General features: G+C 55.2%; 15 protein-coding genes. 10 read left to right on the top strand and 5 right to left on the bottom strand.

Going from position 1 to position 24,726, the window contains the following annotated elements:
• Positions 1-242: 242 nt before the first annotated feature.
• Together MR935_RS00280 and ahpC are read right to left on the bottom strand one after the other, a co-directional pair.
• Complete coding sequence (locus MR935_RS00280; RefSeq protein WP_290570010.1) at positions 243-1,862, bottom strand: FAD-dependent oxidoreductase; 1,620 nt, start codon at positions 1,860-1,862, stop codon at positions 243-245.
• Between the two features lie 64 nt (positions 1,863-1,926).
• Positions 1,927-2,490 (bottom strand): alkyl hydroperoxide reductase subunit C, encoded by a 564-nt coding sequence (gene ahpC / locus MR935_RS00275; RefSeq protein WP_290570009.1) that lies wholly within the window; start codon positions 2,488-2,490, stop codon positions 1,927-1,929.
• Between the two features lie 420 nt (positions 2,491-2,910).
• On the opposite strand from ahpC, the gene MR935_RS00270 reads away from it, so the two are divergent.
• The 4 genes from MR935_RS00270 to MR935_RS00255 are packed head-to-tail and all read left to right on the top strand — an operon-like array spanning position 2,911 to position 6,718.
• Positions 2,911-3,936 carry an ABC transporter permease gene (locus tag MR935_RS00270; protein WP_290570007.1) on the top strand — a complete coding sequence of 342 codons (1,026 nt, stop codon included), beginning with the start codon at positions 2,911-2,913 and terminating at the stop codon, positions 3,934-3,936.
• 44 nt (positions 3,937-3,980) lie between these two features.
• Positions 3,981-4,916 (top strand): iron chelate uptake ABC transporter family permease subunit, encoded by a 936-nt coding sequence (locus tag MR935_RS00265; protein ID WP_442862993.1) that lies wholly within the window; start codon positions 3,981-3,983, stop codon positions 4,914-4,916.
• A 3-nt stretch (positions 4,917-4,919) separates the two neighbouring features.
• On the top strand, positions 4,920-5,672 hold the full coding sequence (locus MR935_RS00260; RefSeq protein WP_290570004.1) for an iron ABC transporter ATP-binding protein: 753 nt from the start codon (positions 4,920-4,922) through the stop codon (positions 5,670-5,672).
• Between the two features lie 41 nt (positions 5,673-5,713).
• Positions 5,714-6,718, top strand: a complete 1,005-nt coding sequence (locus tag MR935_RS00255; RefSeq protein ID WP_290570002.1) for a siderophore ABC transporter substrate-binding protein — start codon at positions 5,714-5,716, stop codon at positions 6,716-6,718.
• A gap of 526 nt (positions 6,719-7,244) precedes the next feature.
• Here MR935_RS00255 and MR935_RS00250 read toward each other — a convergent pair.
• The gene (locus MR935_RS00250) at positions 7,245-13,637 is read right to left on the bottom strand and encodes a BspA family leucine-rich repeat surface protein (protein ID WP_290570000.1); all 6,393 of its coding nucleotides are present in this window, start codon (positions 13,635-13,637) and stop codon (positions 7,245-7,247) included.
• Positions 13,638-14,232: 595 nt separating this feature from the next.
• On the bottom strand, positions 14,233-15,078 hold the full coding sequence (locus tag MR935_RS00245) for a tyrosine-type recombinase/integrase (protein WP_290569998.1): 846 nt from the start codon (positions 15,076-15,078) through the stop codon (positions 14,233-14,235).
• A 380-nt stretch (positions 15,079-15,458) separates the two neighbouring features.
• Here MR935_RS00245 and MR935_RS00240 point away from each other — a divergent pair, with 380 nt between their 5' ends.
• The 5 genes from MR935_RS00240 (at position 15,459) to MR935_RS00220 (ending at position 22,241) form a co-directional block, all read left to right on the top strand.
• The gene (locus MR935_RS00240) at positions 15,459-15,971 is read left to right on the top strand and encodes a hypothetical protein (RefSeq protein ID WP_290569997.1); all 513 of its coding nucleotides are present in this window, start codon (positions 15,459-15,461) and stop codon (positions 15,969-15,971) included.
• A gap of 66 nt (positions 15,972-16,037) precedes the next feature.
• Positions 16,038-17,930 (top strand): efflux RND transporter periplasmic adaptor subunit, encoded by a 1,893-nt coding sequence (locus tag MR935_RS00235; protein WP_290569995.1) that lies wholly within the window; start codon positions 16,038-16,040, stop codon positions 17,928-17,930.
• A 100-nt stretch (positions 17,931-18,030) separates the two neighbouring features.
• On the top strand, positions 18,031-18,708 hold the full coding sequence (locus MR935_RS00230; RefSeq protein ID WP_290570021.1) for an ABC transporter ATP-binding protein: 678 nt from the start codon (positions 18,031-18,033) through the stop codon (positions 18,706-18,708).
• On the top strand, positions 18,705-19,946 hold the full coding sequence (locus tag MR935_RS00225) for an ABC transporter permease (protein WP_290569994.1): 1,242 nt from the start codon (positions 18,705-18,707) through the stop codon (positions 19,944-19,946). The genes MR935_RS00230 and MR935_RS00225 overlap by 4 nt, the downstream gene beginning before the upstream one ends.
• 18 nt (positions 19,947-19,964) lie before the next feature.
• Positions 19,965-22,241 carry an S-layer homology domain-containing protein gene (locus tag MR935_RS00220; protein WP_290569993.1) on the top strand — a complete coding sequence of 759 codons (2,277 nt, stop codon included), beginning with the start codon at positions 19,965-19,967 and terminating at the stop codon, positions 22,239-22,241.
• Between the two features lie 100 nt (positions 22,242-22,341).
• On the opposite strand, the gene MR935_RS00215 is transcribed toward MR935_RS00220, so the two are convergent.
• The gene (locus tag MR935_RS00215) at positions 22,342-23,208 is read right to left on the bottom strand and encodes an AraC family transcriptional regulator (protein ID WP_290569991.1); all 867 of its coding nucleotides are present in this window, start codon (positions 23,206-23,208) and stop codon (positions 22,342-22,344) included.
• Positions 23,209-23,331: 123 nt separating this feature from the next.
• Here MR935_RS00215 and MR935_RS00210 point away from each other — a divergent pair, with 123 nt between their 5' ends.
• The gene (locus MR935_RS00210; RefSeq protein WP_290569989.1) at positions 23,332-24,711 is read left to right on the top strand and encodes an MATE family efflux transporter; all 1,380 of its coding nucleotides are present in this window, start codon (positions 23,332-23,334) and stop codon (positions 24,709-24,711) included.
• The last annotated feature ends 15 nt before the right edge of the window (positions 24,712-24,726 follow it).

Genomic DNA, 24,726 nt, shown 5'->3' with positions numbered 1-24,726 from the left:
ATCGTCTCATGCCCTGTCATCCAGATGTCCAGAGACGCGAGGCTTTGAGAAAAAGGAAAACCTGATATGATACCAGCGGCGGACCCGAACTTAACCGGGCCCGCCGTAATTTTGTAGGTGGGTGATTATTAAGCACTTACGTCTGCGGTGCTGTCCGGGGCGCTCCTCTGTCGGAACAGGTAAAGTGGTTGACAGCAAAGCGCAGTCCGACGGTTTTGCCTTTCCCGCTGCAGTGCGGCCAATCAATTGGCGGCACTGATCCACTCCAGCAATTCACGCACGTTCTTTTTGCCGAAGGACACCCGATCCTCACCCAGCACAAGGCAAGGCACACTCAGGACTTGATAGCGGTCCCGTAGGGCAGGGAAGTGGTTTAAGTCATACACCTGCGCGGTGACGAAGGGATTACACGCAGCGATGCGCTGCGCAGCGGTCACAAGCTCCGGGCACATGGTGCAGGAGAGGGAGACGAAGATCTTCATGTCAAGCGGATGCGCAAGGGCGTGGATATCGGCCTCGACCTGAGGCTCCAGACTCTGTCCGGGTCCTGCCGCATTGTATAGGCCAAGGACGAAAGAAGTGAACTCGTGTCCGCCGGGCACCCCGTGGAACGCAAGCCCCGTCCAGCTGCCGTCTGCGCGGCAGATCTGAACGCACGGGCGCTCGGCTTCCGGCATGTCATCCCCTGATTCCAGCGTCAGCTTGTCTGTGAGCGCACAAAGCGACTCCATATACTGCCGCAACTCATCGGAAACCGGGCGTGCGTCCAAGAAAAGCCGCAGCCGGAGGGGAGTCTCCATTTTTGAAAAGACGGTGTTCAGCTGCGCCAGCATATTGGTATCGAACAGTCCGCTTTGGTCGGAAGGCTGCTCCGCCGCAGAGACGGACACTTGGGAGACAGGCTTTTCGGGTGCAAGCCCGGTTTCCCGCTGCAGCGAAGCAGCGTATTTTTCCAGCTCGGTGGCGGCCAACGCACCGTCCCCTACAGCGGTCACGACCTGCCGCAACGCTTTGACGCAGACATCACCGGCGGCATACAGTCCATCGACAGAGGTTTTCATGGAGCGGTCGGTCACCACATAGCCCTGCTCGTCAATCTCTGCCAGCCCCCGGATCAGCTCGGTGGCAGGAGCGTAACCCGCAAAGACAAAGACGCCGATATTGTCGCCTTCCGCCGCACGGTACGCAGTTATTTCGCCAGTCGTGTTGTTTCGGTAGCGGATAGCGCGCAGTACGCTGTCACCGGTCACATCTACAACCTCTGTTGTGGTGACGACGGTGATTTTCGGATGATTGCGCGCGGATTCTGCCACCGCTTTGGCGCAGGTGAAATCCTCTTCCCGAATAAGGATGGTGACGTGCTTGGCGTACTTGGTAAGGAAAACGGCCTCCTCAGCGGCCGCAAAGCCTCCGCCAACGACAAAGACCTCCTTGCCGGTAAAAAATTCTCCATCGCAGGTAGCGCAGTAGGCTACGCCGCGGCCGCGAAATTCCGCCTCACCCTGAAAGCCGACTGTGCGGGGATGCGCGCCGGTAGCCAGCAGCACACCGAAGCATTTCAGCTCTCCGCGGTTTGTTCGCACGGTTTTTACCGTCTCATCCAATGCGAGCTGCTCGACCTCTGCCAGCATAAATTCAGCGCCAAAGCGCTCGGCTTGCTGGCGCATGGTTTCGGTCAGTGCGGCACCGCTGGCGCGCTCTACGCCGGGATAGTTGACGACCTCATGCGTGATGGTTATCTGGCCGCCGAAGCGCTCTTTTTCCACTATGATCACGCGGTATCTGGCGCGCGCCAGATACAGGGCGGCGGTCAAACCGGCCGGCCCGCCGCCAATGACTACAACATCATACAGATTTTCCATCTGTGTCGCTCCTTCCTAAGAGAAAACAGCGCCGGAACAGCTTGTCCGGCGCCGTTTGCGTGTGTTACAGCTGACCTACCAGATCCAAGCTGGGCTTCAGCGTCGCTGCGCCGGGCTGCCACTTAGCCGGGCATACCTCGTCACCATGCTCATAGACGAACTGGCAGGCCTGCAGCTTGCGGAACAGCTCATCCGCGTTGCGGCCTACATTGCCGGCATTGATCTCGTAGGAGACGATCTTTCCTTCGGGGTTGATAATGAAGCTGCCGCGCTCAGCCAATCCGGTCGCCTCGATCAGCACATCAAAATCCCTGGCGAGTGTGTGGGTGGGATCGGCCAGCATGGGATACTCGATCTTCTGAATGCGCTCGGACGCATCGTGCCATGCCTTGTGGACAAAGTGCGTGTCAGCGGAGACAGAGTAAATCTCGCAGCCAGCAGCCTTGAAATCGGCATACTTGTTGGCCAGATCCTCCAGCTCGGTCGGGCAGATAAAGGTGAAATCAGCGGGATAGAAGAAGAACACGCTCCACTTGCCCAGCACATCAGCCTTGCTGATGGTCTTAAAGGAATTGTTTACATAGGCCTGTGCAGAAAATTCTCCGATTTCTTTGTTGATCATAGACATGAAAATTACCTCCATCATTCATTTTATATTCCAGAGCCGGAAAACGGGCTCACGGATGCAAACACAAACGCAGCATCAAGGGATGGTCAGCACGGCAGCCGACGCACTGGCAAGAGGTTAGTGCAGACTTCCCTATGGATGCAGATAATAGTTAGCAATAACTAACTAAGACGCATTATAGCACCCTATATTTGTAAAGTCAATACGTATTTGTATTTTATCGCCAATCTTGTCGGCCTGTCTCAGAATGCAGAGTAAAAAAATAACAGTGATTTAGGGATTGACAAAAATAAGTGGTTAGTGTATCCTAACTTACGAAATGTGCAGTGCATCCACGTAAGTCCAATTTCGTGTTGATACTGCGCATTTCATTTTGGCAAAAGTTAGCATGCGCTAACTTATATAAAGGAGGATTACCAAGTGAAGGGACGATGGTTGACCGGGGTGCTGGCAGTTGTGCTCGTGATACTGGCTATCAGCTCGCTGTTTGTCGGCGTGATTGATATTACACCCGCATCGCTGCTGACTGGAGACATTGAGCATATGAAAATTTTTTTAGTCTCGCGTTTGCCGCGCCTGCTGGCCATCCTATGCACCGGTGTGGGCATGAGTGTAGCGGGCCTGATCATGCAGCAGCTTTGCACGAATAAGTTTGTTTCACCAACCACGGGCGCTACCATTTCGTCCGCGCAATTTGGCATTCTGCTGGCGCTTTTATTTATGCCGAACTCCACGCTTTGGAGCAGGACGATCTTTGCCTTTGCCACCGCGATTTTCGGCACATGGATTTTCGTCTGGTTTATTCAGAGGATGCGGTTTAAGGATGTGGTCATGGTGCCCTTGGTCGGTATCATGTTCGGCAATGTCATATCCGGCGCTACCAACTATCTGGCTTATCAATATGATATGACACAGGCGCTCTCATCATGGTTGACAGGACATTTCTCTATGGTGCTGAAAGGGCGGTATGAGATCGTTTACCTCACAGTGCCGCTAGTCATGCTGGCATTTCTGTTCGCTAACCATTTCAATATTGTAGGGATGGGCAAGGATTTTTCAAAAAATCTTGGTGTTCACTATAACTTGGTGCTGTTTGTCGGACTTACTATCGCGGCGATGATCACTGCGTCGGTGGTGGTCGTGGTTGGCTCTATCTCGTACATAGATCTGATCGTGCCCAATGCTGTGGCCATGTTCAAGGGGGATAAGATTCGGGGTACGCTGGTGGATACCGCGCTGTTCGGGACGATCTTCGTGCTGGTGTGCGATATGATCGGGCGCGTTGCCATTGCGCCGTATGAGCTGCCTATCGAGCTAATCGTCGGTATCATCGGCAGCATCCTCTTTATCGCGCTGCTGCTGTACCGCTTACAGCATGGCCGGAAGACGATCAAGCTGCCAAGCCCTACGGAGAAAAAGCCGACGCTGCAAGGGGAGGTGGGATAGTGAACCAAGCCGCATATCGCGCCAATGTGCGTAAACTTGTCCTTATGGCGGTGCTGACGCTACTTGCCATGCTGCTCTATATGCTGGTCAATGTCAATTTTGGCAACGAAAAGCTGTTTCTGTACGCGATGAAAATCCGTACACCAAAGCTCATCGCCATGCTGATCGCCGCGTTTGCCATCGGTTCGGCTTCTATCGTGTTTCAGTCCATCATCAATAACACGATTGTCACACCCTGTCTTTTGGGCATGGATGCCCTGTACACGCTGATTCACACGGCTGTTGTCTTTGTGGCAGGTGCGGGCAGTGTGTTGGCGGCCAATCCAAACGCAGCCTTTGCGGTAGACCTGGTGCTGATGGGAATGGCCGCAACGGTTATCTACAGCTATCTATTCAAAAAGACCAACCACAATGTTTTGTATGTTCTGCTCATTGGAACGGTATTGACCTCGTTTTTCGGCAGTATCCAGACGACGCTCACGCGGGTGATGGACCCGAACGAATATGACAGCCTGTTGGCGACCTTGGTGGCCAGCTTTAACAGTATCAATGCAGAGATCATCCTGTTCGCACTCGTTGTAATCGCTGCCGTGCTCTTTGTCCTGCGAAAGGAGCTGGCGCTGCTGGATGTCCTTACGCTGGGAAAGGCGCAGGCCATCAATCTTGGGGTGGACTATGACCGCTGCATCCGCCGGCTGCTTCTGGGCGTGACGCTGCTGATCGCCGTGGCGACCGCTATGGTGGGTCCGATCTCCTTTTTGGGGCTGATCATCGCAAACCTGTCCCGCCAGCTGCTCAAGACCTACCGGCATAGTCAGCTTATTTTAGGCGCTGTATTTTTTGGCATGGTCATTTTGGTAGGCGGTCAGCTCATTGTCGAGCAGGTATATTCCTATGTGATTCCGGTCAGCGTATTCATCACCGTTTTTGGCGGCATTTACTTCCTGTATCTGCTGCTGACAGAAAGGAGGCAGGCTTGACCTGTGTTTGTAAAAGAGCTTATTAAAAAATATGACGGCAAAACCGTGGTGGATTCGGTCAGCTTCGATTTGCCGAAAGGGGCGGTCATCTCGCTCATCGGCCCGAACGGCGCGGGAAAATCCACCGTCATGGGTATCATCTCCCGCCTGATTGCGAGGGACAGCGGCTGCGTGGATTTTGAGGGTGAGGACATCAGCAGCTGGAAAAGCAAGGAGCTGTCCAAGCGGCTTGCGATCCTGATGCAAAGCAATAATATTCAAATGAAGCTGACTGTCGAGGAGCTGGTGGCCTTCGGGCGCTTTCCATACTCCGGCGGGCGGCTGATGGCCGAGGACAAGGAGATCGTCGACCGCGCTATCTCCTATATGGAGTTGCAGGAATTCCGCATGCGGTTTATTGATGAATTGTCCGGCGGCCAGCGGCAGCGGGCATATATCGCCATGGTGATTGCGCAGGACACGGAGTATATCCTTTTGGATGAGCCAACGAACAATCTGGACATCTACCACGCGACCAATATGATGAAAATTGTTCGCCGCCTTTGTGATGAGCTGGGTAAGACGGTGGTTTTGGTGCTGCATGAGATCAACTACGCAGCCTTTTATTCCGATTACATCTGTGCATTCGTCGATGGCAAAATCGCCAAATTCGGCACGGTCAAGGAGGTGATGACCAAGGAAACGCTTGCGGAGATATATAAGGTGGATTTCGAGATCATGGAGATCGCAGGAAAGCCGCTGTCTATCTATTATTGAGGCTGTCAACCAATCAACACAAACAAAAGGAGAATCAAACTATGAAAAAAATTGTATCTCTGATGCTGGCACTAGCTATGGTGCTGTCCCTTGCCGCCTGCGGCGGCGGTGCATCTGACACGCCTGCCACTTCCGGTGGAGAGAATGCCGGCACGGCGGGCGTGGCGGTGCCGGAAAGTCTGACGATACGCGCGTTGAACGCCAACGGAGAGCAAGCCGAGCTGGAAGTGCCTTATGATGCGCAGAGGATCGCTGTGTTGGACTTGGCGGCGCTGGATATTCTGGACAAACTGGGACTGGGTGAGCGGGTGGTCGGCTCAGCCAGCACTACCTTAGACTATTTGCAGGGCTATGTCACCAATGACAGCATCGCTAATCTCGGCACGATCAAGGAAGCCGATCTGGAGGCTGTGATGGCCTGTGAGCCGGATGTGATCTTCATCGGTGGTCGGCTGAGCAAGTCCTATGATGCGCTCAGCGAGATCGCGCCGGTTGTCTTTTTGTCGACAGATATAGAGATTGGTCTTGTCGAGAGTGTTCGGCGCAATGCCTCCACGATCGCGTCGATGTTCGGGCTTGAAGGTGCGGTAGATGGCCTGATGGCAGACTTTGATGCCCGCATTGCCGCCCTCGCCGCATTTGCGGAGAGCAAGACTGCGATTGTAGGTATGTGCACCAGCGGCGGCTTCAATGTGCTGGGTAACGACGGGCGCTGCTCGCTCATCGGCCGGGAGGTCGGCTTTGAGAATATCGGTGTGGACGCGAATATCGACACCTCCACCCATGGCAACGAGGCTTCATTTGAATTCATCGTGGAAAAAGCGCCCGATTACGTATTCGTTATGGATCGAGACGCGGCTATCGGAACCGAAGGTGCACAACTGGCAAAAGAAATCGTAGAAAACGAACTGGTGATGGGAACGGCTGCGTACCAGAATGGTAATATCGTATATTTAGGGCATCCCGCGGCATGGTATACCGCCGAGGGTGGGATCACGGCACTCGACCTGATGCTGCAGGATTTGGAGAGCGCTCTGCTGAAGTAACAAAGTAGTATGCTGCTCGACGCGGGCTTGTGCTGAAAGTATATTCTGGAGTGCTATCGTAAAAGTAGAGTCCCGGTGCGCAAGGAAATAGTAGATAGGCCCGCACAGGAGAGATTGATATGACAAGAAGGTACAGTGCTGAGGAAGTGTAGAAGGCGATAAAGCTGGCGGTTGAGGTTGGTGGTGCGACTGCAGCCAGACAGTCTGGGAGCAATGAGAGCACCATAGCGAGTGGCGCAGCCGGCAGAAACACCTTACAGCTATGTGCCGGGTGCTTCGGGTGAGCGAACAGGGCTATTACCGCTTTCTTTGTTATTCGGACGCGAATAATCACGAATGGCTGAGATAGCCAGCGATGACGTTTGTCCCTTGTGCTTTCAGGCTAAGCTTTTCTTGATAACTCCACTTTGAACTTGTCGAACATCCGGCTGCGCATGATGGAAGCGGAGTGTTTTAACAAATAAGAGTGGCGGCAATCTGCCGCCACTCTTATTTGTTTCGCATTAGGTGGGGAATTTGGAGTGCATTACTTCAGCGCAAGCCAGTGTTCCGCACCGCTCTGCCTGCTGTGGTTATGTGCATTGGTAGCTTCCATGATGTCATAGTACGCCCAATGGCTGATGGACAAATCACTGAACTGACGCAGGCTATCCCTATGTTGGTTGATGTAGGTGATGTCGGCGCTGCGGCCTAACAGCCGGTTTGTGATAGCCGTCACTTCCGCGCGGGTGACCGTAGCATCGGGACGGAAGGTGCCGTCTGCATAGCCATTGATCCAGCCATACTGGATGGCTCTGATCACGTGACTGTAATACCATGCGCTTTCGGACACATCACTGAAAATGTTTTCGCCGCCGGTCTCCTGCTTGGCAAACCGCATGGCGATGGTGATAAACTGCGCGCGGGTGATTTTGTCATGTGGTCCGAAATTACCATTGCCATAGCCGGTAATGATCCCTTGGCTTGCCAGCGTATTGACTGCCTTGGCGTACCATGCATCGTCGGCCACATCGCTGAACTGCGTGGTGAGAGAGACATCCTGCTTCAGCAGCAGATTGTAGAACATCTGCGCGGCCTCAGCGCGGGTCATGTTTCGGTTGGGGGCGAACTGGTCGGCCGAATAACCGTTGAGATATTGTAGGTGGTCGCTGGTGTTGAGCCAAGCAGATACACCGGTGGTGTTCGGGTCGGCCGTGTTCGCTTGCCAGCCCGCGTATACTGTAATATTCCTCGTAAGCGTGACGACAGTGGCTTTCTCTGTCAGCGCCTGATCCAGATACCAGCCGGTGAAGCGGTAGCCTTCGCGCCTTGTCTCTTGACGCAGCGTGATCTGCGTACCGGCAGTCCCGCGAATGGGATCCACACCGCTGCCACCGTTGGTGTGGAAGGTGAGCGTGTAGTAGGTAATGTTGCTGCTGCCGCCGGCAGTCCACTGGGCGTAGATGGTGGTACTCTTCGTAAACACGGTGTCCAAGGTTACCTTTGTGCCGCCGCTGGCCGCGGTGAACCATCCGTCAAAGGTGTAGCCATCGCGCGCAGGTATGGGTAGGCTGGTCAGCTTACCGTCCACACCGACAGTAGCCGAGCGAGGGGTTACGCTGCCGCCGCCGGCATCAAAGGTGACAGTGGGAACTGCCACAGCTGTGATGATGATATCACCATTGACACCCGGGATGTTGATGCGTCCGGTAGCCGCGTCATAAACATTGTCAGTCACATCGACGTTATTCATTCTGACTGTCACATACTGTAATACATATCCGGGGGCTGCGCTGAGCTGGTTGGTATAGCTGCCACCGCCGTTGACGGTCTGGCGTGTGTGTTCAGCAGTGGTGTTGGTCAGCCTCAGATACACGTCATACGCATCGGCTGTCCAAACGGCGTACAAGGGTACGACAGCGCCGTGGGTTAGGATCAGCCCGTCCGCCGTCGCGCCGTTTGATTTGACGACGGCACCGGCAGGAGAGACAGCCCAGCCGCGGAAGCTGCGGTTGCCATAGGGATCGGTGTAGGTGAATTGGTTGGGGGGCAAGGTGCTCGTGGTGTTGTAGGCCACGTCAGTCATGCTTGCCATGCGGCCCTGTCCACCGTTGGGTTCAAACTGGATGGTGCCAGTATACGGCTTCCAAACGCCGGTGAAGGTGACGACCACGTCCGCGACATTGCGGAACTGCTCGGTCTGGAGCACGCCGCCGGCTATGTCAATGGTGTAGCCGCCGCCTGTGTAGGTTCTGCCGCCGTCGGCAGAGGTCAGCGGGATATTCGTCTGTCCCACCGACAAGGTCGGTGTCCAGCCACCAAAGAAGTGGAAGTCCACATCCTGCAAAATACGCACGATGTAGTGCGTGTCGCCAACAGGAACGACCGCATTGCTGATAGTGGGTACACCGGCCGGAAGCTGGTTGCCGCTGGTATCATACCGGTATTGTACGGTGACCTTGGGTATCAGCGTCTCGTTGATTGACCACTTGCCGATCAGGCGCAGGGATGCAGCGGGCATGGTGAGGCCGCTGCCCGGGGTAACCTTTGTGTCATTATCGGAGCGATACCAGCCGTCAAAGGTATAATAGGGGTAAACGCTGACCGGTGTGTTGGCAGAGGTTACAGGATCATTCTCGGCGTATATGCCGCCCTGCGGCACGCTTACATCCGGCGGCACATCGCCCTCGTACTGATAGCGCAGCATATATTGATCGGCCGCAGTGGGCGGCGTCGGGGTACCGGTTTGCTTATGCCACAGACGCAGCACGTTGGAGGACGCGGATGCGGCTGCGTCCTGCGCATAGGCGATGCTGTCCCAATACATATAGCCGTCAGGGTTATACGCGCCGACGCTTTGGTTGACGCATTTGAGCGTGATCTCGATCTGGTTGCCGGTGTACAGCCCCGCCAAAGTGCCGCGCAGGACAAATTGGCTGCCTTCGATGCTCAGATACGGTGCGGTGACTACATGCCCGCCCAGATAGCCGGTGACAGTACCATCGGTGTACTCTGCCGCGCTGACGGAAATGGTCGTTTGATCGGCTTGGGCAGGGTCGGTGATAGCATTGCCGGACGCATTGACCGGTTTGATTTGCTCCGGCAGGGGATAGTACAACTGAATGGCGCCACTCTGCACGCCCGTGTCACCCACATACTTGACTCGTATCCGATAAGTGAAGGTGGAGTTGGGCGGGGTTTCTGTGTCATGAACGCTGATACCGGCATCGGCAGAACCGCTGTTCATGAGCAGGCTCAGTGCAGGCAGTGCTATCGTATCGGCAGACGCATCAGATGACGCTGTGTCATCAGAAACAGGAGGCTGCGGGACGGCGGGCACATCCTCGGCAGAGGACGGCGGGACAGCGGGCATATCCTCTGTCTCAGGCGTATCTTCGGCAGGGAACGGCGGGATGGTGGGCACATCCTCTGCCTCAGGCGCATCCTCAGCAGGGGACGGCGGGACGGCAGGTACATCCTCGTCAGGAGATGGTGTGGCGGTGGGCACATCGTCGACAGCGGGCGCGGCTTCCACAATGGGAGCGTTCTGCCCGGTAGGAGGCGCCGCCGGGGCGGAGAACAGGGAGATGGTTGCGGCCGCGCCGACACCGGACGCAGTGCCGGGAAACAGCGCCGCGATCTTCGCCATGATCGCCTGCGAACTGGTATCGCTGCCGGTATTCAGTGTGGCAGCAGACGGCACGGCGCCAGTATAGCTGCCAAACATCTCTGTTGCATTAAATTGGTCTTCTGCGGCTCGCAGGCCGGACCATGACAGGTCGATCTGCTGCAAAGCAGTACACCATAAGAACATACGCTGCGTATCGGTCAGGTTGGGCAGAACCCAGCCGCCCAGATTCGCCTGTTGCAATGCCTGACAGTGGTCAAACATATACTGCATCGTGGAGAGGCTGTCAAATCGCGCCTGCCCAGTAGCAGGCAGCTCGAAGGGCGTCTGGGTCAGCTTTTCGCAATATGCAAACATACGGATCATTTTGGTGGCGGCGTTGTTTTCCCCCAGCTTCAGCTTGCCGTTGATGGTCTCCAACGCTTTGCAGTTTGAAAAGGCATAGTCCAGCCGGGTCGACTGAGAGATATCAAACTGATTCCCGAGATTGAGGGTGCGCAGCGCAGTGCAGTCTTCGAACATCGAGTTCATCTGTGTTACCTTAGAGGTGTCAAAGTTGCTGATGTCCAAGTCGGTCAGGCTTTTGCAGCTACTGAACATAGAGTCCATTCGTGTCACCTTGGAGGTGTCAAAGTTGCTGACGTTCAAGGTAGTCAGGCTGGAGCAGCTACGGAACATATAGTGCATCTTTGTCACCTGAGAGGTGTCAAAGCTGCTGACGTTCAAAGCGGTCAGGCCGGAGCAGTTATAGAACATAAACTCCATCGTTGTCACCTGAGAGGTGACAAAGTGGCTGAGATCCAGTGTGGTTAGTTTTTTGCAGCTATGGAACATATAGCTCATGTTTGTCACCTGAGCGGTGTCAAAGTTGTTGACGTTCAAAGCGGTCAGGCCGGAGCAGTCATAGAACATATACCCCATCGTTGTCACCTTGGAAGGGACAAAGCTGCTGAGATCCAGTGTGGTCAGGCTTTTGCAGCTATTGAACATCGAGCTCATGTCTGTTACCTGAGCGGTATCAAAACTGCTGACATTCAAGGTGGTCAGGCCGGAGCAGCCGGAGAACATCGAGCCCATGTTTGTCACCTTAGCAGTGTCAAAGCTTTGCAGATCCAGCTCAGACAGACTGGCACAGTCACTAAACATAAGATACATATTATCCACTTTGGAGGTGTTCCAGTGGCTGACATCCAGTGTGGTCAGGCCCTTGCAGCCATTGAACAGACCGGCCATCGTGGTCACTTGGGAGGTGTTCCAGCCGCTCACATCCAGTGTGGTCAGGTTTTTGCAGCCATAGAACACCGTGTGCATGTTTGTCACTTTGGAGGTATCCCAGCCGCTGACATCCAATGTGCTCAGATTGGTGCATTTATAGAACATATTGCTCATGTCTCGCACACTGGCAGTGCTGAACTGGCCGCCAAGCTTCAGGCTTTTCAGATTTTCACAGCGCTTAAACCATTCGGACATATTGACGACCGCAGAGGTGTCCAGCTGGGAAAGATCCATGGACTCCACATACATATAAGGTGAGCTGACGCCTCCAATGTTGGATGCAGAGCCGCGAAACAGCTTGGAGGTAGCCGCCGCCGCCTTTACGCCGCCGGGGCCTGAGACATACATATCATAGGTATTGGGGTCGGTGCGGGGGACAAGATAGGCCACCACATGGTCGGTGCTCTGCGCGCCCACATGGCGGGCGTACACGGCGTTGGGTACGCCGGACAGGCTGACGCGATTGGGGTCGTTGGGGTCGCTGATGAGGCTGTACACCGGATCCGCGTCGATAAACGAAATTGTTTTGACGCTTTCCAAGCCGACCGCGTGCCCATTCACCTGCGCGGATGAGAAGTCCAGCAGGGTGCTGGCATTGGCGTGCATGTTATTGCCTGCGGGCGGGGCAGGCGTCAGGTTGTTCAGCTCCAGCTCAACCTCCACATGTCCCCAAGCGGGCTTGAGCGTCATATTCCCCTCCGGCATACGGATAACCTCGCCGACATTGTAATGGGTCGACAGATTGACGCCGCTGTCCACGTTCCAGCCGCCAAAGGAGCTGCCGGTGCTGCTCAAATCGTCGCCGTTGGGAATAACCACAAACTCGTCCGTTATTTTTTGAATGGAGGATGGGGCCGTGCCCGTACCGCCCGCGTCAAAGGCAATGGTAAATTGCCTGCGGTCAAGCTGGACGGGCGGCAGGTGCAGCAGCAAGCCGTAGATGAGATTTTGGTCAAACAGGCCGGTGTGCATACCGCCGTTGCTGTGGTCTGCGGGGGCGTTGATGCTGGTGGCGGCGATGACGGTCTGCTGTGCGTAAACAGAGGTGTCCAGCTCGACTGTCAGCACAAAGCTAATATCCGCCGAGCGGCAGAGCTGTCCCAAATGCACATCAACGCTCTTCTTATCCGCGCCAAGTGTGGCGGATAGGCTGACGGCGGTCGAGCTGGACTCGTAGCGAACATCTGTAATCTGCTTGACAAGGGTCTGGCTGCCATCCAGCGCCAGTGAGAAGCGGATATCGTGGTAGTGGTCGTGCACCAACTGCTCCAGCATCTCGGCCATGCCGCTGCGGAATAGCACAGCACTGCTGTCCGCGTGCGCGGCGCGGATTGTACCCTCCTTATGGGCTTGGGTGTGCTCTGTGGCGTATCGGGTCAGCAGCTCGCTCGGCGTGTCTGCCAGCTGCCATGTGACCAGCGCATCCTCGGGGTCCAGCGCCGCGGTCAGCGCCTGTAGCTGCGGCTCAATTACATCTGGGCTTTCGGTGAGCTTGCTGCCTGCCACCCAGAATACCACGGTGGGGTCATCGTTTGTGATGCCTTGCACCGCTTGAACAGCAGCTTGCAGCGCCACGCTCTCCCGCGCCACACCTTGTCCAATGACAAAGCCGGTTGGGTTGAGCATACTCGTCACCGATTTTGAGGCGGAAGAGCTGTTTTGCATGACGTTATTCTGATAATAGATGATGCGGGTGCTGGAAGCCGCGCCATAGTCATAGATATAGCTTGCGCCGACATCCAGTATCATGCGCTGAAAGGACAGGGCGGAATCCGCGCCTGTGACCGAGGCGTCTACCAGAAAGATCAGGTTGTAGGGGGTGGCCGCGATACCCTCCTTGCGATAGATGATCTGCGCGGTAGAGCGATCTGTCGTGGGATATTCCACGCTGACCGTTGCGGGTGCTTCGTAGATGCCGGTCGCCGGATCGGCACGTCCTGTGCCTGCTGCCAGCGCGGCTGTGGGGAGCATACCCAGCAGAAGCGCCGCGCAGAGAAGCCATGACAGCAGACGGTTCTTGATGGTTGTTTTTCTCATTTTTTTCTTTCGTTCCTCTTTCCATCCGGTTGCTTGATACCGTTCTTTAATCGTTCCTTCAATCCTTTTTTGCCAATAGCGGGTATCTGCGGCTTGCTTGGCAGCGCGCAGACGTGGACGTTGCTTTCTCTATCCCTCCTTCTTAATTAAGGTCTTATATTCCGGACCGAAACACAATACATTCCCGGTCGAGAAATCGCTTTCCGAAGAAATGCTCCTATGGACAAAATCAATATTTTGTCTCAAAGTTTACCGCCCGGTAATGCAGATAGTGTATCGTAGCAAGCATATTCTACCACTCTACCCACATCATTTCAAGGATATTTTTTCATCTGAGAAAACAACAAATAGACCGTACAAAACTGTTTTTTTGGACGGTCTGCTTTGTGTGCCATAGCATCTGAATCTGCGCCGCTGTGCGCAGATTTTTTTGCGTTCTTTTTGCCGTTATGCTCTTTTTGCTATCCGCAGCGGGAAATATGTCGGGACAAAATATTGATTTTGTTCCGTCGGAGTGCTACAATGTAAAAAATGCAAGCTATATACTCGCCCATTGGAGGGAGCTTTACGGCAAAATATTGATTTTGCCTATGGCCTAACTGACAAGCCCCAAGCGATCGAGTTGCCTTGCGTGCTCGGTGCCGGTAGTCAAAAGGTAGATGCGGGTGGTGTCAATGCTGCTGTGGCCGAGTACGTCGGCCAGCTTGGCCACATCCTTGCAGGCCTTATAGAAGGTCTGGGCAAACAGGTGGCGGAGGTTGTGTGGGAATACTTTCGAAGGCGCTACCCCCGCCTTGTGGCACAGTGCTTTCATTTCAGCCCAAATCTGCTTGCGGGATAATTCCGTTCCGTTTCTGGTAAGAAAAACCTTGCCGGAAACGATTTTTTGTTTTTTGGCGTATTTCAGCAGCTTGCGGCACAGCTTGTTGGGGAGAAGGATGGAACGAATCTTGCCCTTGAGAGAGATGGTCGCCCGACCCATCTGCAGCGCTTCCACCGTGATATATTTCGCTTCGGAGACCCGAATGCCGGTGGCGCAAATGGTCTCCATCAGCAGGAACAGGCGGTCGCGGCCAAGCGTATGAGCAGTGTGCAGCAGGCGGTCGTATTCCACTCGTGTCAATTCCTTCGAGCGCTCTCGAAACAGCTGGCGCTGGAGCTTCAGAGCCTTGATGCGGCAGTCTGTCCAGCCGTGGAAATGGAACAAGGCATTGACCGATGCCAGCATGGAGTTAACTGTCCTCGGCATATGGCTGGACAGAAGCTGTTCTCTCCAAAGCAAGGCAAGCTCTTTGGTCACTGGCCTGCCGTCCAGCCACGCAGCAAAGGTGCGTACATCCCGCAGATATTTTTCAACCGTGCCGGGGGCGCGCTCCTCACTTTGCAGGTGGCGGGTGAAAGCGGTTATTTGCTCCCGTGTGATCTGACGTGTTGATGCCATAGTGCATTCCTCCGTTTTGTGGTTATTGAGGTAACACCGCATCATTCGGCAAGAGCACAAAATGGCCGCCATACGCTGAAGGCAAAGCTGTGCGGTGCTTCCTAATATACTATTTTACCTAAACAGAGGAATGTCATACAGAAAACGGGCAAAGCGGCATGGCTGCGGCAAAAATTCATGCTGATAAAGGTAAGGCGGCACAGGTGTCAAAGTCGCAGTTTGCCGTGTGCTAAAGCGCTCTGTTCTGACAGAGGGGAGCTTCTTATGGTAGTTGCTCCGCCGCTACTGCAGTGCTGCGGACATATCTCCCGGGTATACTTGCAAATGCCTCTATCCTATGATAAACTATAAAAGAGATTGGCTTTTTTGGAGGGGATTGGGTGGATAAACAGGTGTTTGTCATCAACGGCAGCGGTGGTGTCGGCAAGGACACGGTCTGCGAGATGGCTGCGCGCTTCTGGAAGGTGCAGAATGTGTCGTCCATCACCCCGATCCTTGACGTGGCGCGCGCGGCCGGATGGGATGGCTGTAAAACGCCGCAAGCACGCCGCTTTCTCTCCCAGCTAAAGGAGGCGTGCACAGCTTTTAATGATCTGCCGTTTCGCTACTGTATCAAGCAATACGAGCGGTTTTTGAGGAACGATTTGGCATTGCTGTTCGTCCATATTAGAGAGCCGGAGGAAATCGACCGCTTCCGTGCGGCCGTCGGCGCAGGGTGCAAGGCCGTACTCGTCCGCCGTCCCGCACTTGAGGGCGCGCGCGGAGCTCTCGGCAACCGCTCGGATGACGGTGTAGCGCAGTATGTGTATGACGGCGTTTTCGACAACGACGGCACCTTGGACGAGCTGCCGGAAAAGGTTCGTCTGTTCTTTACCGGCCTTATTTCTCAGTAGTGGGTACAAGCCGCGGTTTTCGCGCGCTTTACAGCAATAAACGGATAGAGGAAAGGATCAGCAGTTATGCATGAAGACAACAAGCAGCAGGAAAAGAAAAACGACGCATATATTGCTAAGACAGACCCGGAGGTGTCCGTCACTACAGAAGTGATAGCTGAGGATACCGCCGGTATGCCCAAGCGAAACCGCTATGCGGACAAGATGAACCGGAAAAAGGGGCGGCTCAGCAAGGGGCTGCGCACAGGCATCGGCGCGGCGATTCTCATTTTGCTGATTGCGTTCGGTATTTTTCTGGTGATGAAAACGCGTAGTGTGGGTGCACAGGCAGATGAAGCTATGACTGCGGTTGCCACGCGCGGTATGTTGGAGACTTACATAGAGGGCAACGGTGTCACCGCCGCCAAAAAACGGGAGGAGCTTGGCAAGGAGCTGAAGGGCAAGGTCAGCGAGATACTCGTTTCCGTGGGCGACGAGGTCAAGGCTGGTGATGCGCTGCTCGTTGTCAATCCGACCGAAACGCGCGAGGAGCTGAAAAGCGCTGAAAACGAGTTGGTGAATGTGCAGCGCGGTGTGTCCGACGCGCAGGCTGAGGTTGCCCGCGCGCAGACGCAGGTAAACGCGGCGCAGAAACGCCTCAATAAGCTGACCATTACCGCGCCCTTCACCGGCAAATTAATACCGGCGACCGATGCGGACGGCAAAGCACCCGTCTACCGGGTCGGTCAGCAGCTAAGCGAGGGCACGGTCATCGGTTATATGGTGGATGAGAGCAAGATGATGCTGTCGCTGTATTTCAGCGCGGCCTATTCCGGACAGATACAGTCCGGTCAAAAAGTGACCGTGTCTGTTCCCTCAGCCATGAGCACAGTGTCCGGCGTGGTGTCCTCGATCGAATCGGCGCAGCGCATCTCAAACGAGGGTGTCAAGCTGTTCCGGGTCAATCTTTCGCTTGAAAATCCCGGCACGCTGACCAAGGGGATGATTGCAACCGCGACGATCGTGACGGAAGCGGGAGAGCTGTATCCGGCGGAGTCCGGCACGCTGGAGTATGCCCGCGAGGAGACAGTCACTGTACAGACCGGCGGCGAGATCGCCGCGCTCAACGGTATCGACTATTACAGCTATACAGGCGGCGCGACCATTATGCAGTTGACGAGCGATGCCGCGCAGGATGAGCTGAAAAACGCGCAGAGCAGTGTAATCACCGCGCAGAACGGAGTTGTGAACGCGCAAAAGCTGGTGCAGTCCAAGCAGGAGCGCATCGCCGAGCTGAAAAAGCTGATCGCCAATGCCACGGTCAAATCTCCGATTGATGGCGTGGTCGTCAGCCTGAGTGTCGTTGAGGAGCAGGTGGTCAGCGGCACGCAGGCGCTGGTCGTCGTGGCCGATCTGAACGATATCATCGTCAACGCCAATATCACAGCGACTGACGTTTCCGCAGTCACTGCCGGCCAACCGGCCACGATGACGATGTATACCAGCGATGGCGAACTGATGATGACAGGCATGGTCGATTCGGTCGCGCTCGAGCCTTCGCAGGATTCCAGCGGCGGGCAGGGCAGTATGCCGACCTTCCCGGCGGTTATCTCTATCGACCCGGTCGAGGGCCGGTCGGTTGCGATTGGCCAAGGCGTGGACTACCGCATCACGACCGCCTCGTCGATGGACTGCCTGATCGTACCCTCGTCGGCGGTCGTCAATACGGAGGATGGCACGGCGGTCTTTGCAAAGCCTGCCGAGGGTCAGTCCTTCGACAATGCGTTGCCGCTCCCAGAAGGTACCGAGGGTGTACCGCCTGATTTTGTTCTGGTGCCGGTCGAGGTGGGTATTTCCGACGCCAGCAATACCGAGATACTTTCGGGTATTTCGGATGGCGACATAGTATTCCTTGCCCTTGGCGATCTGTATGGCGATATGGGCATGGGCGACATGTCGATGACCGCCGCCGTTGGCTAAGGAGGGCGCAATGTTCTGGAAAAGAAAGCACGTGCCGCCACGCCCGGTCTCCGGTGAATCGGAGGGGCCAAATGATGATCTGCTGATCGATGTACGCCGCATGAGTAAGATATATCATGAGGGTAAGGAGAACGAGGTGCGCGCTCTCGACGATATTTCGTTGACCGTGCCGTGGGGCGAGTTTCTCTGCATCCTCGGGCAATCCGGCTCGGGCAAATCTACGCTGATGAACATTCTCGGCTGCTTGGATATCCCGACCTATGGCACTTATTTTCTCAATGGGCAGGCGGTCAGCGACCTCAAGCCTTCTGTACTTTCGGGCATCCGCAACCGCGAGATCGGCTTTATCTTTCAGGGCTTCAATCTGATTCCGGCGCTGACTGCGCTGGAAAACGTCGAATTGCCGCTGATCTACCGAGGCCTCGGCAGAGAGGAGCGCCGCGCGCTGGCTGTGGACGCGCTGACATCAGTCGGGCTTGCAAACCGTATCGACCACCGTCCGGGCGAGATGTCCGGCGGACAGCAGCAGCGCGTTGCAATCGCACGCGCAGTCGCGGCCAAGCCGCCGATCATCATGGCGGACGAGCCGACCGGCAACCTTGATTCCGCTTCCGGCCGTGATATCATGGGACAGCTCTCGCAGCTCAATGAGCAAGGTACGTCAATTATTTTGATCACGCATGATAACCATCTGGCACAGATGGCAAAGCGTATCGTAACCATTCAGGACGGGCATATCATCTCCGATGAGCCGGGGAAGGGAGGGATCGGCGTATGAACTGGGGACAGACGATGCGCATGGCCTTCAAATCGGTCATGAACAATAAGGTGCGCTCGGTCCTGACCATGCTGGGCATCATCATCGGCGTGGCTTCGGTCATTGCGATCGTGGCATTCGTGCAGGGAGCCAGCACGCTCCAGCGTCTGCAATACGAGGCGATGGGCACAAATCAGATACAGATTTACGGCTGGGGGCCACGCTCGGCGGACTGGAAGGCGCTCGAAACCTATATAGACACCGAAATGAAAGATGAAATCAAGGCATGGTCGCCGCAGGGGCAATACTGGGACTGGCAGAATAAGGGCATCAAATACCGCTCCAAAACGCTCGAGATGAACAACACGCAGATCTATTTCGGCAATCAGGATTACGGCGCCTGTACTAACAATGTCATCACGGCCGGGCGCGACCTGTCCGAAGCCGACTGTCGCAACGCTGCCAAGGTCTGTGTGATCGGAGAGACCGTGCGCAAGGCGTTTTTCGGCGCAATGAGTCCGCTCGGCCAGAGTATTCGCATTGGCGGAACGAGCTTTAAGGTCATCGGCGTGTATAAAGGCAAATTCGGCGGTAAGCTCAACTCACAGGATCAGATGATCGTGCTGCCGTATACCTTGCAGCAGCGTATGATGGGCGACCCCGGGCAGAACCGTCAATACTACGCACAGGCTGCCAGTAAGGATGCAATCGAACCGGCTATTGAGAAGATCAGGAAGTTCATGTCCGCCCGTTATGATTCGTCGAACGGCAATTTTGAGGTCTACTCGAATGCTCAGTGGCAGGAGCAGGCGGAGGCCTCCAGCAATATGCTGGCGCTCCTCGGCGGCGGTATCGCCGGCATTTCGCTGTTGGTCGGTGGTATCGGCATCATGAATATCATGCTGGTGTCGGTCACCGAGCGCACGCGCGAGATCGGCATCCGCATGGCAATCGGCGCGCGCAAGCGCGATATCATCAGCCAATTTTTGGTAGAAGCGGCGGTAGTGTCCTGCTGCGGCGGTATGCTTGGCATCATACTAGGGTGCTTTGCCGCGACGATACTCGGCAATTTGCTCCTGCTGCAGCAAGCGCAGGGAGGCGGCTGGATGCCGGTGATCGAAAATTTCACCGTTTTGCCCTCGTTTGGGTTGGTTGCGGGGGCTTTCCTGTTTTCCGCGCTGCTCGGCATCATTTTTGGCCTGTATCCTGCCAATAAGGCTTCTAATTTGCAGCCGGTCGATGCGCTGCGCACGCAATAAAAGAAGGAGAGAGAACCAATGAACAAAAGGATCATCAGCCTTTGTCTGGCGATGCTGCTCATGCTGGCATCGGCGTCTGCTGCATTTTCCGATATTGCTGACAGCAAGCTGTCTCAGACCGCATCCGTGCTGGACGCGCTTGGTATCATGCAGGGTGTGGGTGGCAGTCGGTTTGATCCGGGCAGCGCGCTTACCCGGGCGCAGTTTTGCAAGCTTGCCGTCACAGCGATGGGCTTTACCGACGTGAGTGCATATGGCAGCTATACGATCTTCCCCGATGTGAAAAACGGCCACTGGGCAGCGCAATATATCAACGCTGCCGTGCGCCATCCCGACCTGAAAAAGCAGTCTATCATCCGCGGCTACGCGGACGGCACCTTTGGGCCGGATAAAACGGTCAGCTTTGGTGAGGCCTGCACGATGCTGCTTCGTATGCTTGGCTATACAGAAGAGGATATCGGCCCGTTCTGGCCGGCGGATTACATTGCCCGCGCGCAGTTGGTCGGCATTACCGAGGGCGTTTCCATCACCAATCCGCTGGGGGGAATAAACCGCGGCGACGCGGCAACCATGCTGCTCAATACGCTTGGTGCGTCGATGAAGGGCAGCGAGAGTACGTTGATCGACAAGACTGCATCCTCAACCGTGAAAAACTGTATTCTGCTTGCCACGAGCGAGACTGATGCGACACTTGCCGCCAACGAGGCGCTGTTTTTTGAGAATGGCGCAGTGGCTGCAAGTCCGCGCAAGACCGCCGGTACACTGGACAAGAGCCTGATCGGCGTGCACGGCACGGTAGTGATCGGAAAGGGAAGTGAAAAGGTTGTGATCGGCGTTGTGCCAAACGCCTACAAAACTGAGACGTTCACGGTGCGCAGTGTGGCGGCGGATCGTGTGTCCACCGATGCGCAGACGCTGCGCCCTGATGCGGACACGTCGCTTTATGTGGCGCGTGAGCGCGCTGCTGGCAAGTACACCGAAATGTGGTCGAGTGTGCAAAGCGGCGACACGCTGACGTGTTACTATGATGCTTACGGCGCGCTACAGCTGCTGGCCGTTTTGCCAACAGTGTCTATGGTAAGTGACAGCACCTTTGTATACGGCGTTGCGACCTCGGTCAGCATCCCGCAGGAATACAAGATCGTCAAGAATGGCGCGCAGGTCGACCGCTCCAAGCTGCAAAAATACGATGTGGTTACGCTGGACGCGGCAAACAAGCAAGCGCTTGTTTCGGATGCACGCATTAGCGGCCAGTATACGGCTGGCGGCCCGACGGCCAGCTATCCGCAGACCGTGACGCTGTACGGACAGTCCTACACCATTCCGAGCAATGCGGCCGCGTTGTTTCGGGACATCCGACTGAAGGACTATATCACGCTGCTATTCGATGTATCCGGTAATGTTGCCGCAGCCTACCCCCGAAGTGTGGTCAGCGCTGATATGCAGGGTGTTGTCACAGGCATTAAGGACACGCAGGCCACAATAGCTCTGACCAACGGCCTGACGATAAAGGCTGAAATCGACACGAGCGACCCGACTGATGTGAAAGGATCGATCAACCCAAATGATTTGCTGGGACATATGGTGTCGATTGCTCAGTCGACCGGCGACAAGGCTTCTTTGACGGCAAAGCCGTTTTCGACCAAGACCAGCGGCAGTTGGACGATTGCCGATGCTAAACTAGGCACAAGTCCGGTTTCTCCTCGTGTGCGCGTGTATGAAGAAGTGCTCTCCGGCGCGCCGCTGAGTGCGATCAGTGTTTCAGATATCAAAGCGGCAACCGTTTCATCCGAGCAGATTCGCTACACGGTGACCGACAGCGCCGGTACGGTGACTGATATCGTGCTGGGCGATGTGACAGGCGATAGCTGGGTGTATGGCATCGGCTCTGTGACCGATGAGGATACGACCTATCAGGTTATCTTGCGGCATTGGGACGGCAGCAAGACGGCGACGAATACATACCGAGCGCTTGGTATTTCCAAAGGGCTGAATGATATCCCGGTCGGTGTTCCGAAGGGTTATATCAGCGGCGGCGAGCGTGCAAGCAGCTCGCTTTCCACGCTTTCGCTCACGCTGGTCGACACGGTGGATCGTGCTGCTTTCGATGGCGTCAGCGGTGTGCGCACGGGCAAGGGCTATTACCCGCTGGCTGACGGCATCGGCGTGTATTCCACTGCGCAGAAGGAGTTTATCTCGCTGCAAAGCGCCAAGAGCAATTACAATACTTTCCGTGTTTACGCTAACAAAACGGCAGAGAACGGCGGCAAGATCCGCGTGATTGTGGCCTCATAAAAGGCTCACTTAGAAACAGCATAACAAAGGCTCCGCCTGTACCGGGTATTGGTATGGGCGGAGCTTTGTATCTGCCTAGCAATCAGCAGGATAAAGCCATTCAAAACGCGCTTTTCCGAAAGGCAGTTGGGGATACGCCGACCTTGCTGGTAAAGGAGGCGATAAAGTTGACCTCACTATGATAGCCAACGCGAAAGGCAATCTCCTTGACAGACAGGCCGGTCGAATGGAGCAGCGCCTTTGCTTCGTCAATGCGATGCAACACGATATATTCATGCGGCGAAAAGCCGGTCGTACTGCGAAAAAGGCGCGAAAAATGCGATGGACTGAGATTGACCGCCGATGCGATGCGTTCGACCGTGATATCCTCAAATAAGTTCGCGTCGATGTAGCAGATGGCGGAGGCGACCACATCTCCCTCAGCCGTGCCTCCTGCCTGCTGCGGGAGGAACAGCAGCGCGCACAGGATACGATAAATGCGCTGTGAGCATTCGACCTCGGTCATAGTCGCGCTGCGCAGTCCGGAGATGATCTGCGCCATTTGCTGCTCTATATGCTGCGCGGACGGCGGGAAAAAGCATTGCCTGCCGCGAAATGCGACGATCTGCTCAAAAAAGTCGCATGCGTTCGCACCGTCAAAGTGAATCCATAGCGTCTCGACGGGCGCGTTTGCAAAAAAATGGTGCGGCTTGCGGCAATTGACGAGGGCAACCTGTCCCTGCTCGGCGCGGAACGACGCGGTATCGGTCTCGAAATGCATAGCGCCTGTACGAATGTACATCAGGAAGTAGTTTTTATGGCTGTCCAGCTTGCCAACCGCGCAGCTGTCAACGAAGTCATATTGTGCATCGCAGTAATAATGCCCGCAGCGTGTCACATAGAAAAACAGCCGCCGCGCCGTGGCGGACGGTGTGGAGAAAAAACGCTCGGAGCGTATCAGCACACCCGGCTCGCCCAGTACCTTCATCTGCCTTCACCTCTTGCTATATAATAGCACAAAATATAAATAAGTTGCATTGTTTTTTTATTGCAAAACGTTGTTCTTTTGCGTATGCTAGCAATTACAAGGAATAGCAGAGAGGTGCGACCAATGCTGAAAGATAAGACGTTTTATAAATCCTTTATGATATTGACTCTATCGCTCGCGCTGCAGAACCTACTGACCTACAGCGTCAATATGATGGACACGATCATGCTCGGCCGCTACAGCCAGAATGCGATGGGCGGTGTCAGTCTGTGCAATCAGGTGCAGTTTTTACTGCAAATGCTGGTTGTCGGCGCGGGGGAGGGGGCAGTCGTACTCGGCTCACAATACTGGGGTAAGAAAAGGCTCGAGCCGATTCCGCATATTATCGGTGTGGCGCTGCGATTTGGCGGTGCGCTGGCTGTGGTCATGTTCGGCATCGTGCTGTTTTTTCCACTGCCGCTGCTGCATCTGCTGTCCAACGAGCCGGCCGTTATCGCCGAGGGAGCGAAGTATTTTCAGATCATCTGCTTTACTTATGTGATTTTCACGGTCACCAACATTCTTGTCGCTTCACTTCGCTCGATTGGCATTGTCAAAATTGGCTATGTGATCTCGGCCTCGACACTTGTAATCAATGTATGCCTGAACTATCTGCTGATCTATGGTAATTTCGGTTTTCCTGAGCTGGGTGTGCGTGGTGCGGCCATTGCGACGCTGGTCTCTCGCTGTGTGGAGATGGTGATTGTGCTATACTATCTAAAAAATAAGGAGCGGCGGCTTTGCCTGACGTTCAACAAGCTGCTACACATTGATACCAGCTATATTCGTGATTACACGCGCGTTTCCTCGCCGGTGCTGATAAATCAAGCGCTCTGGGGTCTTGCACAAATGGTGCAGACCGGCATCCTCGGCCACCTCGGCGGTGATGTAACGGCAGCTAATGCGATTGCCGTGCAGGTCTATCAGGTGCTGTCGGTCGTTGCTTATGGCGCTGCATCGGCGTCCGGCATCGTGGTTGGAAAGACGATCGGGGAGGGTAATGAGCAGCAGCTGCACCCGTTGGTCAAAACGCTGCAGATTCTGTTCATTACGATCGGCCTTTGCTCGGGAGGACTGATTTTCTTGCTGCGCGCGCCTATTCTTTTCGTGTTTGGCGGTACACTGACCACACAGGCGCGCCGTCTGTCCATGCAGTTTATGGCTGTACTATCGGTCACCACGGTCGGTACAGCGTACCAGATGGCCTGCGATAACGGCATCATCCGAGGTGGGGGAGACACCGCGTTCTCGGCTAAGATGAACCTCATCAGCATGTGGCTCATCGTTGTTCCGCTTTCCGCTATGGCTGCTTTTTGGTGGCATTGTGCGCCGGTCATCGTGTTTTTCCTACTCAAGTGGGATCAGCTGTATAAAGCGATCCCGGTGGCACTGCGGCTGCACAGCTGGAAATGGGTGAAAAAAGTCACAAGGCCGGATGATGCGCCTGCAAGCCTTACAAACTAAAAAGAATGCGGAAAA

The organism is Agathobaculum sp. (genome assembly GCF_022775115.1).
Taxonomy (GTDB): domain Bacteria; phylum Bacillota; class Clostridia; order Oscillospirales; family Butyricicoccaceae; genus Agathobaculum.
Note: the sequence above shows the minus strand (reverse complement) of the source record. Positions and strands in the feature narration are given on the sequence as shown.

Coding starts and splice junctions, on each gene's coding strand:
- MR935_RS00280 (WP_290570010.1), bottom strand. CDS start 1,862: ATGGAAAATCTGTATGATGTTGTAGTCATTGGCGGCGGGCCGGCCGGT.
- ahpC (WP_290570009.1), bottom strand. CDS start 2,490: ATGTCTATGATCAACAAAGAAATCGGAGAATTTTCTGCACAGGCCTAT.
- MR935_RS00265 (WP_442862993.1), top strand. CDS start 3,981: ATGGCGGTGCTGACGCTACTTGCCATGCTGCTCTATATGCTGGTCAAT.
- MR935_RS00255 (WP_290570002.1), top strand. CDS start 5,714: ATGAAAAAAATTGTATCTCTGATGCTGGCACTAGCTATGGTGCTGTCC.
- MR935_RS00250 (WP_290570000.1), bottom strand. CDS start 13,637: ATGAGAAAAACAACCATCAAGAACCGTCTGCTGTCATGGCTTCTCTGC.
- MR935_RS00245 (WP_290569998.1), bottom strand. CDS start 15,078: ATGGCATCAACACGTCAGATCACACGGGAGCAAATAACCGCTTTCACC.
- MR935_RS00235 (WP_290569995.1), top strand. CDS start 16,038: ATGCATGAAGACAACAAGCAGCAGGAAAAGAAAAACGACGCATATATT.
- MR935_RS00230 (WP_290570021.1), top strand. CDS start 18,031: ATGAGTAAGATATATCATGAGGGTAAGGAGAACGAGGTGCGCGCTCTC.
- MR935_RS00225 (WP_290569994.1), top strand. CDS start 18,705: ATGAACTGGGGACAGACGATGCGCATGGCCTTCAAATCGGTCATGAAC.
- MR935_RS00220 (WP_290569993.1), top strand. CDS start 19,965: ATGAACAAAAGGATCATCAGCCTTTGTCTGGCGATGCTGCTCATGCTG.
- MR935_RS00215 (WP_290569991.1), bottom strand. CDS start 23,208: ATGAAGGTACTGGGCGAGCCGGGTGTGCTGATACGCTCCGAGCGTTTT.
- MR935_RS00210 (WP_290569989.1), top strand. CDS start 23,332: ATGCTGAAAGATAAGACGTTTTATAAATCCTTTATGATATTGACTCTA.